This window comes from Microvirga sp. GN3 (assembly GCF_055792825.1).
Genome location: NZ_JBVVAK010000051.1, coordinates 42366 through 55649, shown reverse-complemented (window position 1 = coordinate 55649; position 13284 = coordinate 42366). Strand labels below are relative to the sequence as shown.

The 13284-nt window shown below is 61.2% G+C and carries 13 protein-coding genes and 1 pseudogene; 12 read left to right on the top strand and 2 right to left on the bottom strand.

Annotated elements, in window-relative coordinates; translation table 11 throughout:
• Positions 1 to 109: 109 nt before the first annotated feature.
• Positions 110 to 304, bottom strand: a complete 195-nt coding sequence (locus ACS5Q1_RS23095) for a hypothetical protein (RefSeq protein ID WP_473100360.1) — start codon at positions 302 to 304, stop codon at positions 110 to 112.
• Positions 305 to 757: 453 nt separating this feature from the next.
• On the opposite strand from ACS5Q1_RS23095, the gene ACS5Q1_RS23090 reads away from it, so the two are divergent.
• Complete coding sequence (locus ACS5Q1_RS23090; RefSeq protein WP_473100359.1) at positions 758 to 1621, top strand: GNAT family N-acetyltransferase; 864 nt, start codon at positions 758 to 760, stop codon at positions 1619 to 1621.
• Positions 1622 to 1999: 378 nt separating this feature from the next.
• Here ACS5Q1_RS23090 and amrS read toward each other — a convergent pair whose 3' ends face one another.
• A complete protein-coding gene (gene amrS, locus ACS5Q1_RS23085; RefSeq protein WP_473100358.1) occupies positions 2000 to 3112 on the bottom strand; it encodes an AmmeMemoRadiSam system radical SAM enzyme in 1113 nt (370 codons plus the stop codon).
• A gap of 100 nt (positions 3113 to 3212) precedes the next feature.
• Here amrS and amrB point away from each other — a divergent pair.
• The 11 genes and pseudogenes from amrB to ACS5Q1_RS23030 all read left to right on the top strand — a co-directional run.
• A pseudogene (gene amrB, locus ACS5Q1_RS23080) lies at positions 3213 to 3995 on the top strand (AmmeMemoRadiSam system protein B); the annotation flags it as partial.
• A gap of 527 nt (positions 3996 to 4522) precedes the next feature.
• Positions 4523 to 5023: an NADH-quinone oxidoreductase subunit J gene (locus ACS5Q1_RS23075; RefSeq protein WP_203441387.1), complete on the top strand. Its 501-nt coding sequence runs from the start codon at positions 4523 to 4525 to the stop codon at positions 5021 to 5023.
• On the top strand, positions 5023 to 5325 hold the full coding sequence (gene nuoK, locus ACS5Q1_RS23070; protein WP_473100357.1) for an NADH-quinone oxidoreductase subunit NuoK: 303 nt from the start codon (positions 5023 to 5025) through the stop codon (positions 5323 to 5325). Before ACS5Q1_RS23075 ends, nuoK begins: the two co-directional genes overlap by 1 nt.
• Before the next feature lie 4 nt (positions 5326 to 5329).
• Positions 5330 to 6793, top strand: a complete 1464-nt coding sequence (locus tag ACS5Q1_RS23065; RefSeq protein WP_473100356.1) for a monovalent cation/H+ antiporter subunit D family protein — start codon at positions 5330 to 5332, stop codon at positions 6791 to 6793.
• Complete coding sequence (locus tag ACS5Q1_RS23060; protein ID WP_473100355.1) at positions 6790 to 7044, top strand: hypothetical protein; 255 nt, start codon at positions 6790 to 6792, stop codon at positions 7042 to 7044. The genes ACS5Q1_RS23065 and ACS5Q1_RS23060 overlap by 4 nt, the downstream gene beginning before the upstream one ends.
• Complete coding sequence (locus ACS5Q1_RS23055) at positions 7037 to 8797, top strand: Na(+)/H(+) antiporter subunit D (protein WP_473100354.1); 1761 nt, start codon at positions 7037 to 7039, stop codon at positions 8795 to 8797. The genes ACS5Q1_RS23060 and ACS5Q1_RS23055 overlap by 8 nt, the downstream gene beginning before the upstream one ends.
• Before the next feature lie 9 nt (positions 8798 to 8806).
• Positions 8807 to 10282: an NADH-quinone oxidoreductase subunit M gene (locus tag ACS5Q1_RS23050; RefSeq protein ID WP_473100353.1), complete on the top strand. Its 1476-nt coding sequence runs from the start codon at positions 8807 to 8809 to the stop codon at positions 10280 to 10282.
• The gene (locus ACS5Q1_RS23045) at positions 10279 to 11718 is read left to right on the top strand and encodes an NADH-quinone oxidoreductase subunit N (RefSeq protein ID WP_473100352.1); all 1440 of its coding nucleotides are present in this window, start codon (positions 10279 to 10281) and stop codon (positions 11716 to 11718) included. The genes ACS5Q1_RS23050 and ACS5Q1_RS23045 overlap by 4 nt, the downstream gene beginning before the upstream one ends.
• Before the next feature lie 150 nt (positions 11719 to 11868).
• Positions 11869 to 12234 carry an NADH-quinone oxidoreductase subunit A gene (locus tag ACS5Q1_RS23040; RefSeq protein ID WP_203441380.1) on the top strand — a complete coding sequence of 122 codons (366 nt, stop codon included), beginning with the start codon at positions 11869 to 11871 and terminating at the stop codon, positions 12232 to 12234.
• Complete coding sequence (locus ACS5Q1_RS23035; protein WP_203441379.1) at positions 12222 to 12725, top strand: NuoB/complex I 20 kDa subunit family protein; 504 nt, start codon at positions 12222 to 12224, stop codon at positions 12723 to 12725. Before ACS5Q1_RS23040 ends, ACS5Q1_RS23035 begins: the two co-directional genes overlap by 13 nt.
• On the top strand, positions 12722 to 13258 hold the full coding sequence (locus ACS5Q1_RS23030) for an NADH-quinone oxidoreductase subunit C (protein ID WP_473100351.1): 537 nt from the start codon (positions 12722 to 12724) through the stop codon (positions 13256 to 13258). Before ACS5Q1_RS23035 ends, ACS5Q1_RS23030 begins: the two co-directional genes overlap by 4 nt.
• The last annotated feature ends 26 nt before the right edge of the window (positions 13259 to 13284 follow it).

The window sequence follows — 13284 nt, the reverse complement described above, 5'->3', positions numbered from 1 at the left end:
CTCGACGGATTGCCTCTGTCGTCGTGGCGCTGCCGTGTAGAACCTGCCCCATAGTGCTTCCTTCCACTCATGCGAAAAGATTGCACCATCAAAGTCCGGGATTAAACACCTAGGCGCCTCCGATTTCCTCGATGACTACGCCAGTGCCACCGCAGATCGGGCAGTCTTTCTCCCCGAGCTTGCCGGTGCCCTGGCATTCCCGGCAGACATTCTCACCGGCTCCTGGCGTGCCAAGATCGGCTTGGTCTCCGGGATTGAGCTTCGGCTTGTCGGGGTGAACCGTGATGGGCTTTTCGTTGGCCATGATCTCACTCCTATAGCAAGTCCATAGGTAAAACGCGGCGGTGAGTGCCACGGTTGCTGTGGCGCGTTCTTGCAGGGCCGGGCGCCTGGCCTCGTTACCGGCAGCCTCCACACGACGGGTGCGAGCTTGGCCACGGATGTGTCACCCAGCACATCCAGACCGAGCGTCCCGCCATACCTTGAGGCAGGTGCCATTGAACGCCTTGGACGTCCTTGGCAGCAACGTGGAAGGACCAATCGAGGGGATACTATGGGTGCGAACAATTCATCAACGTCAGGATCGGGCCGACTGAAGGTGTCAGAGTGGGCTGCCATCGTCAGCTGTATTGCTTTCGCCACGATCTGGTTCGCAATCTCATTTGCCTGATGGATGCATCTGCGAGAGTCTGAGCGGCGACGCAGTGCAGTCGCCGATGCTCATCCGACTGCGTGACTGCGAGGGAGGGAAGCGGTCATGATCCCAGAACTCCGCCCCGCCACGCCTACTGATGTGGAAGCCTGCGGGCGCATCATCTTCGAGGCCTTCAAGGCGATTGCGGATCAGCATGGCTTCCCGTGGGATTTCCCATCGGTGGAGGCGGGAACGCAACTTGCCTCAACCTTTGTCGCGGCCCCGACCATATACGGGGTAGTAGCCGAGTTGGACAGCCGGGTGGTCGGCAGCGTCTTTATGGCCGAAGGGGATCCGATCCGTGGCATCGGACCGATCACTGTCGACCCGGCCATGCAGGGCAGCGGGGTTGGGCGCAAGCTCATGGAAGCCGTCCTGGAGCGGGCCCGCGACGCCTTGGGGGTGCGCCTCGTCCAGGACGCCTTCAACACCCGCTCGCTTGCGCTCTACGCCTCGCTCGGGTTCGACGTCCGGGAGCCGCTTGTGCTCATGCGTGGCACGCCGCGCAGCGGGCCAGATCTGGGTTTCGCGGTCCGGCCGATGACCCCTGGAGATGTCGACGCCTGCGCAGAACTCTGCACGGCCGTCCATGACATCGGGCGCAGTCATGAACTCCAAGAAGCACTGCAGGTGTTCACGCCCTTCGTGGTCGAGCGGGAGGGCCGCATCACGGGCTATCTCTCGGCGGCGACATTCTGGCTGATGAACCACGGCGTTGCCGAAACCGAATTGGACATGAGAGCGCTCCTGGCCGGCGCCGGAGCCATGAGCGCTGAGCCGCTCTCCCTGCTCCTGCCAACGCGGCAGGCGAACCTGTTCCGCTGGTGCCTGCATCAAGGAATGAGCGTGATCAAACCGATGAACCTGATGACGATAGGCACCTACCAAGAGCCGAAGGGCTGTTACTTCCCCTCGGTGCTCTACTAATTGACGACCATTCCCGGAACGGTAGCAAACTACCCGGCTCTTGATATCCGGGTGACCGGTCACTTTGGTACAGGCAAAGGAATTTTTCGATCACAGGAGCCATGGTATAACTTCGCGAGACAAGGTCGATTGGATGGGGCTGAAGATCCTCTCAGGAAGGGGGCACATGCTATCCATTACAGCTCAGGACGAGACGCCGGACCGGATCCGGGCAACGGCTCGGGGGTTGATCAAGCCGCTTCAACGCCAGGAACTCAGGCGTGAACCATCTCAGTGTCCGGATGCCTCGCCGATCAGGTACCAGCGGTCGCCGTTCGGACTGCTGTAGAGCTTGCGCACCTTTTTCATGCTGTGGGCTCCTGCGCCGATCTCAGCCGATCAAAAAGCGGAGTAATCGCTTCCCGCCGCGGCCTGAAGCACCACCGAGCGCCGTCTCGACCCCCACGTGCCCGGGGCTGCCTCGAACACACCAGGGCAGGGGGTGCCGCAACTGCCACAACGCCCATCGGCGGTGAGGTTCCAGGCGGTGAGTTGGTACCAGTCCCGTCCGATCAGCACTGCCTGACACGCATGGCAATAGGTGCTCTGGCCTTCCGCATCGTGGGTGTTGCCGGTGAAGACATAGCGCAGCCCCACTTCCTGGGCGATCCGGCGGGCCATCCTCAAGATCTCGGGCGGGGTGGCCGGGGTGTCCAGCATCTTCCAGTCGGGATGGAAGGCGGTGAAGTGCAACGGCACGTCAGGACCCAAGTGCTCCAGCACCCAGCGGCTCAAGGCTTCGATCTCGGCAGGGGAGCCGTTTTCGCCGGGGATCAGAAGCGTCGTGATCTCGAACCAGATGTCGGTCTCATGCTTGAGGTACTCCAGCGTATCGAGCACCGGTCCCAGCCGGGCCGAGCACAGGGTCTTGTAGAACTCTTCCGTGAAGCCTTTGAGATCGATGTTGGCCGCATCCATGTGCCGGAAGAACTCGACCCGTGGCTCATCGCAGATGTAGCCCGCGCTCACCGCAACCGACTTGATGCCGCGCTCGCGGCAGGCCTGAGCCACGTCGACGGCATACTCCAGAAAGATCACCGGATCGTTGTAGGTGAACGCCACCGACCGGCAGCTGCTTGCGATCGCGGCCTCGGCAATCGCCTTGGACGAGGCGCGGTCCTGAAGACGGTCGAACTCGCGGGCTTTCGAGATGTCCCAATTCTGGCAGAACTTGCAGGTGAGATTGCAGCCCGCAGTGCCAAAGGACAGCACCGGTGTGCCGGGCAGAAAGTGGTTGAGCGGCTTCTTCTCGATGGGATCGATGCAGAAGCCCGACGACCGGCCATAGGTGGTGAGCATGATCTGATCGCCTTGCCTGGCGCGCACGAAGCACAAGCCTCGCTGGCCCTCATGCAGCTTGCACAGGCGCGGACACACATCGCACTGGATGCGCCCGTCCTCCAGCAGGTGCCAGTAGCGGCCCGGGTTGCCGGGGGAGATCTGTTGATCCATGCCGACCTCACCTATCTCTGGTAATGAGGTTGAGGAGCCGCCTGCGGAGCAGCATCCAGTGGCATCCGTTCGAGACCAATAGCAGGTCAGGCGGGCTGCGGTCGCGGGCCGGTTCTATCCTCGCAGTCCGCACCAGCTTCGCACGACTGTCGACGCGCTATTGGCTGGGGCGAGGATTGCCCCAGTGGCGGCTCCCAAAGCCATCATAGTCCCTCACGCCGGATACATCTACTCCGGCGAGGTGGCTGCCACCGCCTTCGCCTCGTTGCAACCCCATGCCGACACGATCACGCGGGTGGTGCTGATCGGGCCCGCGCATTACGTGCCGTTTCGCGGCCTCGCCATGCCGACGGTGGACGCTTTCGAGACACCGCTGGGGCGTGTGCCCGTCGCGCAGGATGCCGCCACCATACTTGCAGACTTCACGCCCATGCTGCGGGCCGACGCTCCGCACGCGCCTGAGCATGCCCTTGAGGTCGAACTGCCCTTCCTCCAATCGGTCCTCAGGTCCTTCGAGTTGGTCCCGCTGCTGGTAGGTGACGCCGCTCCGAAGGAGGTCTCCGGCGTGCTCGACCGGCTGTGGGGCGGCCCGGAGACGCTGGTCGCGGTCAGCTCGGACCTGTCGCACTTTCATGATTATGAGACGGCCCGGCAACTCGATGCAGTTACGGCGGCTCAAATTGAGCGGGGCGACTGGGCCAGCCTTGGACCGAACAATGCTTGCGGGTACCTCGCCATTGCGGGCCTGATCATAGAAGCGGACTGCCGCAGCCTTGGACTGCAGCGCCTAGCGCTGGAGAACTCCGGCGACGCCGCCGGGACACGGGATCGCGTCGTCGGTTATGGGGCATGGATTATCGACGATGCCCGGAATGCCCCCTAGAGGAGAGGAGGTGTGGAGCGGCCTATGTCACTGCTTACCGGGGAGAGGTTCGTTTAGAACGAACAACGAGCGGCGACCTTGGTTTACCCCCTATGCATATCCCAACGTGCCGATCACCTGCCCCACGAAACCTCATACTCCCCAGCTGGCTTTGCCGCAAATCCGCAGCAGTGACGAGAAAGGATCAGGTGTTTGTGAAGAACTCATGCGGCGGGCAGAGCAAGCTGCTCGGCGGTTTGCCCAAGCCGAACGGGAAAAAGCCGCTTGCGGACTACCTCAGCCGAACCTGCCAGCCCATAGTTCGATCATCAATGATCTCTCGCCGAGCCGCCAGAACGACGTTCCCACGGCCGCATCAGGCTTTGACAAAGCCACCAATGAAACGGCCGATGCAGCGCCAAATCACGATAATCTTGAGAAAAATCCGAGATTAGGGCACAATTCATCGACGCATCTGAAGTGCGCGGTTATCTCAAATCTGGCCGTGTCGCCGCCGAGTGATAGTTCGTATCGGAGGGTTGGCGTCGATGGATCAGGGTTTCTTTTTTCTGTTCGCTGCGGCGTCCGTGATCACGGCCCTGATCATGGTTCTGGCGCGGAATCCGGTTCACAGCGCATTGGCGTTGATGGCGTGTTTCCTGCAGATCTCGGCAATCTTCGTCTTGCTCGAGGCGCCGTTGCTCGCTGTCATCCAGATCTTCGTCTATGTCGGCGCAATCATGGTCCTGTTCTTGTTCGTGATCATGATGACCGATGTGCGTGAAGCGGTGTTGCAGCGGTTCTTGCCGGGTAGCAACTTGCCGGCTCTGGTGTTGCTCGTCCTGCTCGGGGTCGAAATGCTTGTGCTGGTGCTCTGGAGCGACAGATTTTCGGTCACGGAGCCCGTCTCTATGCACATCGGTGGTGAGATCAGACAGCTTAGCGTGACGCTTTTCGCCGACTACCTCCTGCCGTTTGAAGCCGCCTCCGTCATCCTGCTGGCGGCTCTGGTCGGCGCCATTGTGCTGGCGCGGAAGGAGCCGAAGTGATGGTGCCGCTCTGGTGGTATATCGTGCTCGGGGTGGTCCTGTTCGTGATTGGGGCGGCGGGGGTGCTGCTCAGGCGCAACATCCTGGTCGTTCTGATGTCTCTGGAGCTGCTGCTCAACTCGGTTAACATCAATTTCATCGCGTTCGGGCACTTCCAAGACGACTTCCGCGGGCAGATCTTCACAATCTTCGTCATTGCAATCACCGCGGCGGAAGTTGCCGTTGCCCTCGGCATCCTGGTCGCCCTCGTGAGGAACAAGGCCACTCTCAAGGTCGACGATGTGACCATCATGAAAGGATAGCGGCTTGAACCCGGTGGTATCGACCCGGCCGCTGCTTGCCGTCGCGATCGCAGCTCTGGCGGCACTGGCAGTTCTCCTTCTGAACAAGCGCGAGAAATTTCGCGATGTCGTCTCGCCGCTAGCGGCGTCCGCCATGTTCGCAACTGTCGCCTCAATGGCGCCCACCGTGCTAGCGGGCGGCACGGTCGATTTGCGTCTGTTCGGGATTCTGCCGGGGATCGACTTCGCGTTCCGGGTCGACGCGCTCGGCATGGTGTTTGCCACAGTCTCGTCGCTGCTGTGGGTTGCGGCGTCGATCTATTCCATCGGCTACATGCGGCATTTGAATGAGCACGCACAGACCCGGTTCTTCGCCTGCTTTGCCGCGAGCATCGCGGCAGCCGTCGGGGGCGCGTTCGCAGCCAATCTCTTCACGTTGGTGATCTTCTACGAAGTGCTCAGCCTCGTTACCTATCCGCTCGTCTATCACCACGAGGACGGCGAGGGATGGGCGGGCGGCCGCAAGTACCTCGTCTACTTGATGGGCGCGTCGAAAAGCGTGCTTCTCGCCGCGCTGGCGCTGACCTACCACGTTGCGGGGTCGCTCGACTTTGTGGCGGGAGGGCTGCTGGCAGGGGTCGATGCCTCGGCCGGGCTGCTGACGGTCATCTATTTCTGCTATCTCTTCGGCTTCGCCAAGGCAGCGGTGATGCCTATGCACGCTTGGCTGCCCGCTGCGATGGTGGCACCGACACCGGTGAGCGCGCTCCTGCATGCGGTGGCCGTGGTCAAGATGGGCGTGTTCTGTGTGCTGCGGGTGGTGTTCCATGTCTTCGGCACAGGGCTGATGGATGAGTTAGGTCTCGGCATCGCCACAGCCTATCTGGTCTCGTTCACCATCCTGATGGCGTCCGTGTACGCTCTGACGCGGGACGACCTGAAGGCGCGGCTCGCCTATTCGACGGTCAGCCAACTCTCCTACATCGTGCTGGGTGCGGTTCTGCTGTCGCCGGCTGCGATGATCGGCGGGATCATTCACATCGCGGCGCACGCGTTCTCCAAGATCACTCTCTTTTTCTGCGCCGGGTCAATCTATTGCGCGTCGGGCAAACGGAATATCAGCGATATGGCCGGCATCGGCCGCAGGCTACCCTGGACGATGGGGGCTTTCTTCATCGCCTCGCTCAGCATGATCGGGATACCGCCGACAGCGGGCTTCGTCAGCAAGTGGTATCTGGCGCTGGGTTCGGTGGAGGCGGGGGAAGTCGCGTTCCTGATCGTTCTCTTGGCAAGCTCGGTCCTGAATGCCGCCTATTTCCTGCCTGTCAGTTATCTCGCCTTCTTCGAGACAGAGGCAGTGGAGAGCCCTGCGACAGTCCGTGAAATACCGTTGGTGACGATCCCGCTGGTCGCGACCGCCATCCTGTCGGTGTCGATGGGTCTCTTCCCCGACTACTTTCTTTCCTTGGCGGAGGAGGTGGTCAGATGATCAGGCACATCGTTGATTTCTTCGGTGACGGGAAATATGCGAAGATACGGCGCCGTCTGTTCCACCTGACACTCGTTCTGATCGTCGTTTCAGACTTTTTAGTCCCCCGCGAACACGGCGAATACTTTTGGGACCGCCTGCCGGGCTGGTCGGCCGTTTACGGCTTCGCCTCCTGCGTGCTGTTGATCTTCGTTTCCAAGTTCCTCGGCCATCAGGGCGGGCTGATGCGGCGCGAGGACTATTATGACTGACTTCGTCCATCCCACGCTGCTGCTTGTTCTTGGCGCCCTGCCGATCCCCTTCCTGAAGGGATTGATCCGCAAGATCTATCTGCTGCTGGTACCGGCGCTGGCAATCCTCGCCGTGCTCACGATGCAGCCGGGCGACTATGGCGCAGCGCGGTTCATCGGACAGGACATCCTGATTGCGAAGGTCGACAAACTGAGCATCGTCTTCGCCACCGTTTTCACCATCATGGCGTTGATCGGCATGGTCTATGCGCTACACCTGACACATGCCGGCCAGCATGTGGCGGCGTTCGTCTACGTCGGCAGCGCGCTCGGCGTCGTCTTCGCCGGCGACTATCTGACCCTGTTTCTGTTCTGGGAAGTCATGGCGTTCGCCTCTGCCTATCTGGTCTTCGCCCAGCGTAGTCGGCAGGCGATCCGCGCCGGGTTCCGGTATCTCATGGTCCACATCACCGGCGGGCTCGCCTTGCTCGGCGGTATTATTGCCCATGGGCTTGCTGTCGGCTCGCTTCGCTTCGGCCCGATCGAGAGTGGGATGGACGTCGGGGTCTACCTGATCCTTGCCGGATTCATGCTCAATGCTGCTGTGCCGCCGCTCAATGCCTGGCTGACCGACGCCTATCCGGAGGCGACCGTCACCGGGGCGGTGTTCATGAGCGCCTTCACGACCAAGACGGCTGTCTATGTGCTGGCACGGGCGTTTCCGGGGACCGAACTTCTGGTCTGGCTCGGCACGGTGATGGCGCTTTACGGCGTCGTCTACGCGGTGCTGGAGAACGACTGTCGACGGCTCCTGGCCTATCACATCGTCAGCCAAGTGGGCTACATGGTAGCCGGAATCGGCATCGGCACCGAGATGGCGGTGAACGGAGCCGCCAGTCATGCCTTCGCGCATATTCTCTACAAGGCGCTCCTCTTCATGGGTGCGGGGGCGGTGATCTACGTCGCCGGGCGTCGCAAGCTCACCGAGCTTGGTGGGCTCTATAGGACCATGCCGCTGACTGTGGCGCTCTATATGGTCGGCGCCTTTGCGATCTCGGCATTTCCGTTCTTCTCGGGCTTCGTCACCAAATCCATGGTGATAGCCGCCGCCGGACAGGATCACCGCGCGCTGGTCGTGCTCGCGCTGACGATGGCATCGTCCGGGACCTTCCTGCACACTGGGCTCAAGCTCCCATACTACATGTTCTTCGGCACGGACCGGAAGCTGGAGGCGCGAGAACCTCCCCGCAACATGCTGATTGCGATGAGCATGGCGGCGGTGCTCTGCATCGCGATCGGAGTGTTCCCCCAGCCGCTCTATGCGCTTCTACCCCATCCGGTCGACTTCGAACCCTACACCGCCGTCCATATCACCGAGAGCCTCGGCCTGCTGATGTTCACCGCATTGGGGTTCGTGCTGTTCCTCAAGGCGCTCGATCCTGAGAACACGATCAGCATCGACACCGACTGGTTCTATCGCAAGGGTGCGCGACGCTTCCTGTGGCTCGCCGAGAACCCGCTGGCACGCTACGAGAAGGCGGTGAGCGACGTGTCCGAGACCACGGTACTTCCCTTTCTGCACGGAGCGGCGCGGACCGGGCTGCGGATCGATCACAACAAGGTGGACGCCGTCGTGAATAGTGTCGCTCGGGCGATCCTGAGCACTGGCGAGGCGCTGCGGCATCTCCAGACCGGCGTCGTGACCCAATATGCGCTGGCGATGATCGTCGGCGTGATCGCGGCGACCGCCGTATTCGCTGTGGTGTGGCGGTAGGGGGGCCTAATGGAGTTACCGCTGCTCAGCTTCATCGTGTTCATGCCCGCCATCGGGGTCGCAATTCTGATGCTTCTCCGCAATGACGACGCGGTGCGATGGACGGCACTTGGCGTCACCGTCCTCGACTTCGCCCTCGCCATCGCGATGCTGGCCGGCTTCGACATCACCACTCACGAGATGCAGTTCACCGAGACGCGCCCATGGGTGCCTGCGCTCGGGATCACCTACGCACTTGGCGTCGACGGAATCAGCGCGCTCTTCGTATTCCTGACCGCACTGTTAGGCTGGATCTGTGTACTCGCCTCATGGGTGGCGATCGAACGCAAGGTGAAGGAGTTCATGATCAGCCTGCTGGTCATGCAGACGCTGATGCTTGGGGTGTTCTGCGCGCTCGACCTGTTCCTCTTCTACGTCTTCTGGGAAGCGATGCTGATCCCGATGTACGTGATCATCGGCGTCTGGGGCGGCAACGGCCGTGTCTATGCGGCGTTCAAGTTCTTCCTGTACACCCTGGCGGGCAGCGTCCTATTCCTGGTCGGTATCATCGTGCTCTATTTCCACGGCGGCGCGACCTTCGATATCCTCGCCTTGACCGCGCAGGATTTGCCGTTCGAGGTCCAATCTTGGCTGTTCTTCGCCTTCCTGATCGCCTTCGCGGTCAAAGTGCCGATGGTTCCGGTCCATACATGGTTGCCGGACGCTCATGTGCAGGCGCCTACGGCAGGCAGCATCATCCTCGCCGCCGTGCTCCTGAAGATGGGCGCCTACGGGTTCCTGCGGTTCTCGCTGCCGATGCTGCCGGAAGCGTCGGTGCATTATTCGCCGCTGATGCTGGCCCTTTCCGCGCTTGCCATCGTTTACGGCGGGCTGCTTGCCCTGGCGCAGGATGATCTGAAGAAGCTGGTGGCCTATTCCAGCATCAGCCACATGGGCTTTGTGACCCTGGGGATTTTCGCCCTGAACCTACGCGGGCTCGAGGGCGGCATCCTGCAAATGTTTAATCACGGCGTAACGACAGGCGCGTTGTTCCTGGTCGTGGGTCTGATCTACGAGCGGACCCATACGCGCAGCATCGCCGACTATGGCGGGCTGATGAAGGTGGCGCCGGTTTACACGACATTTCTTGCGCTGTTCATCTTGTCCTCAATGGCGCTGCCGGGAACGAACTCGTTCGTGGGCGAGTTGCTGGTGCTGTCAGGCGGGTTTGCGGCCAACTTGGCCATTGGTGCGGTCGCCGTCCTGGGGGCATTGCTAGGCGCGGCCTATCTGCTTGGCATGTATGGGAAAGTCGCGCTCGGTCCCGCCAGCGTCGCCGGGCGGTTCGAGATCCGAGACGTGAACACCCGCGAATTGGCAGCGATCCTGCCTCTAGCCGTCCTCGTGCTCTGGGTCGGGCTCTATCCAAAACCATTTCTCGACATCATCGACGCCTCGATGAAGCATCTGTTGGTGCAAGTGCACGGTAAGGGGAGTCGCCAATGACCGCTGCCGCGCTGTTGCAGTCGATTCTCGCGAGCCTGCCCGAGATCGTGGTGGTGGTCGGGGCCTGTGTCCTGCTGATCCTGGGACAGATCGTGCCAAAAAGGCAGGAGCAATTCCTCGTCTGGGCTTCCGTCGCGATCGTGCTGATCGCCGCCTTGGGAACGCTCATGCTGGCGGGCGAGGTGAGGCCGGCATACATGGACATGTTCATTGCCGATCGCTTTTCGGCCTTCTTCAAGATCGTGTTCTACTTGGCGACGGGGCTGACATTCCTTCTTTCGTGGAAATATGTCGAGATCGAAGAGATCGGGAGCAGCGAATATTATGTCCTGCTGCTCTTCGCGCTTTCGGGAATGATGATCATGGCCTCGGCGACAGACCTCCTGTCGATCTATGTGGGCCTCGAACTGATGGCACTCTGCACTTATGTGCTGACCGGATTCCTGCGGCGGCAACGGCGGTCGAACGAGGCGGCTTTGAAATACGTGATCCTCGGTGGGGTCTCGACGGGGCTTTTCCTCTACGGCGCTTCGCTGGTCTATGGGCTCACCGGCACGACGCAGCTGGACGGGATGGCTGCGGCGGTGACCAGCAAGCCGCTCGATCCCGGATTGCTGCTGGCGGTGGTCTTCATCGTTGCGGGGCTGGCGTTCAAGGTTGGCGCAGTGCCGTTCCATATGTGGGTGCCGGACGTCTATGAAGGCGCGCCGACGACCATCACCGCCTTCATGTCGGTAGGCCCCAAGGCAGCCGGGTTCGCGGTGATCCTGCGAGTATTCCTCAACCCGCTGGTCGCAGCCTCGGATGTTTGGATCATCATCGCGATCATTGCGGTGGTGACGATGGCGCTCGGGAGTTTCGTGGCGCTTGTGCAGGACAATTTCAAGCGCCTCTTGGCCTATTCCAGCATCGCCCATGCCGGCTTTGCGATGTTCGGGGTGGTGGCCGGCGGCGCTGACGGGGTCGCCGGCGTGATGCTTTATCTGCTGATCTACACGTTCATGAATCTCGGCATCTTCGGCGCCGTCATCATGATGCGAAACGGCAATTTCTCAGGCGAGGTCATTGAGGACTACGCCGGTTTAGCTAGGTCGCATCGCGGACTGGCACTTCTGATGCTGCTTTATCTGTTCTCTCTGGCAGGCATTCCGCCGACGGCTGGGTTCTTCGCCAAGTTCTACGTGCTGGTCGCGCTCGTCGAGCGGGGTTTCATCCTGCTCGCCGTAATCGCAGTGCTTTTGAGCGTCGTCGCCGCCTATTTCTACATCCGCATCGTCATGGTAATCTACATGCGTGAGCCGGAGGGCTCATTCGACCCGGCGCTGACGCCCTCGGTCCGCGCCACACTTGCCCTCACGGCCGCCGGCACCATTGGGATCGGCCTGTTTCCGGCGTGGTTTCTGAGGCTTGCCCAACATTCCGCGTTTGGCGGCTGATCGATTGGATTTGCATTGATTCGACAGACGGAATACTCTTGCAGTGCAAGAAAGGAATGCCCAATCCGCTTGCCGGGGACCTGCGCCAGGCCCGAATAGGGTCGGTTACGGCCTGAGCAAAGTCCTCGGTGAATAACCGGATAATGCGATATGACTGGGATGGAATTCCTGCCGGTTCTTATCATGACCGCCGGAATTGTTCTGGTGGCAGTTGCGACGCTCTTTGTCTCCTCGCTGCTGCGCCCGTCCAATCCCTATCCGGCGAAGAACATGCCCTATGAATGCGGCATGGATCCGGCAGGCGAGGCCGCCGGGGGGCGCTTCAGGGTGCAGTTCTTCATCCTCGCGATCCTGTTGGTCGTCTTCGATGTCGAAGCAATGTTCCTCTTTCCCTGGGCCGTCGTTCTGAAAGAAATCGGGTTGGTCGGCTATATCGAGATGTTCGTCTTTATGGTGCTTCTTCTTGTGGGCTTCGCCTACGCTTGGCTGAAGGGGGCGCTGGAATGGGAAGCGTGAACAACGCGATCCGCGACAGCGTGCTGTTCACCACGGCCGACAGCGTCATCAGCTGGAGCCGACGGTCGGCACTGTGGCCCGAGACTTTCGGCATTGCCTGCTGTGCCATCGAGATGATTTCGGCGGGCTGCGCCCGCTACGATCTCGACCGTTTCGGCGTGGTATTTCGGCCTTCGCCGCGCCAGTCCGACGTGATGATCATTGCCGGCACGGTGACGCGGAAATTCGCGCCGGTCGTGCGCCGGCTCTATGATCAGATGCCGGAGCCGCGCTGGGTGATCGCGATGGGCACCTGCGCGATCTCGGGCGGGGTCTACAACACCTATGCGGTGGTGCAGGGGGCAGAGACGTTCGTGCCGGTGGACGTGCATGTGCCTGGTTGCCCGCCGCGGCCCGAGGCGCTGATGCATGGCTTCCTTCTGCTTCAGGAAAAGATCAAAAAATCCCGGGCGCTGGCTGGGGCGCCCCTAGGTCGGATTTCAGTGCCATGAGCATGGAGAAGCCCCTCAATCGCGCCCCGATCATGGAGTGTTTCGGAGGAGCAATCGAGGATCTTGGCTTCGCTCATGGCGTTCATGCCTTCGCTGCCTCGCCTGAAGTGATCGTCGAGCTTTGCCGGTTCCTGAAGGAACATCCGGCCTTACGGTTCAATTTCCTGTCCGACATCTGCGGGGTCGATCATTACCCTGAGACGCCACGCTTCGAGGCGGTGTACCATCTGTATTCGCTGCCGAACAAATGGCGCGTCCGGATCAAGTGTCGCCTCGGCGATCCGCCGCAGATTCCGTCGGTAATGGGAATCTGGCGCACCGCCAACTGGCATGAGCGCGAGGCTTGGGACATGTACGGGATCAGATTCGAGGGCCATCCCGACCTGCGCCGGATCTACATGTGGGAGGGGTTCGAGGGTTTCCCGCAGCGCAAGGACTTTCCGCTCCGGGGCTACAAGGACGAGTTGAACCCGTTTGGCGCTGAGGGCCCTCCGCCGACGCAACCCGACCTCGCCACCAGGGACATTCCATAAGAGGCCATTCCATGCCGAGGACTCGA

Coding starts and splice junctions, on each gene's coding strand:
- ACS5Q1_RS23055 (WP_473100354.1), top strand. CDS start 7,037: ATGACTGACTTCGTCCATCCCACGCTGCTGCTTGTTCTTGGCGCCCTG.
- amrS (WP_473100358.1), bottom strand. CDS start 3,112: ATGGATCAACAGATCTCCCCCGGCAACCCGGGCCGCTACTGGCACCTG.
- ACS5Q1_RS23050 (WP_473100353.1), top strand. CDS start 8,807: ATGGAGTTACCGCTGCTCAGCTTCATCGTGTTCATGCCCGCCATCGGG.
- nuoK (WP_473100357.1), top strand. CDS start 5,023: ATGGTGCCGCTCTGGTGGTATATCGTGCTCGGGGTGGTCCTGTTCGTG.
- ACS5Q1_RS23060 (WP_473100355.1), top strand. CDS start 6,790: ATGATCAGGCACATCGTTGATTTCTTCGGTGACGGGAAATATGCGAAG.
- ACS5Q1_RS23090 (WP_473100359.1), top strand. CDS start 758: ATGATCCCAGAACTCCGCCCCGCCACGCCTACTGATGTGGAAGCCTGC.
- ACS5Q1_RS23045 (WP_473100352.1), top strand. CDS start 10,279: ATGACCGCTGCCGCGCTGTTGCAGTCGATTCTCGCGAGCCTGCCCGAG.
- ACS5Q1_RS23030 (WP_473100351.1), top strand. CDS start 12,722: ATGAGCATGGAGAAGCCCCTCAATCGCGCCCCGATCATGGAGTGTTTC.
- ACS5Q1_RS23035 (WP_203441379.1), top strand. CDS start 12,222: ATGGGAAGCGTGAACAACGCGATCCGCGACAGCGTGCTGTTCACCACG.
- ACS5Q1_RS23040 (WP_203441380.1), top strand. CDS start 11,869: ATGACTGGGATGGAATTCCTGCCGGTTCTTATCATGACCGCCGGAATT.
- ACS5Q1_RS23075 (WP_203441387.1), top strand. CDS start 4,523: ATGGATCAGGGTTTCTTTTTTCTGTTCGCTGCGGCGTCCGTGATCACG.
- ACS5Q1_RS23095 (WP_473100360.1), bottom strand. CDS start 304: ATGGCCAACGAAAAGCCCATCACGGTTCACCCCGACAAGCCGAAGCTC.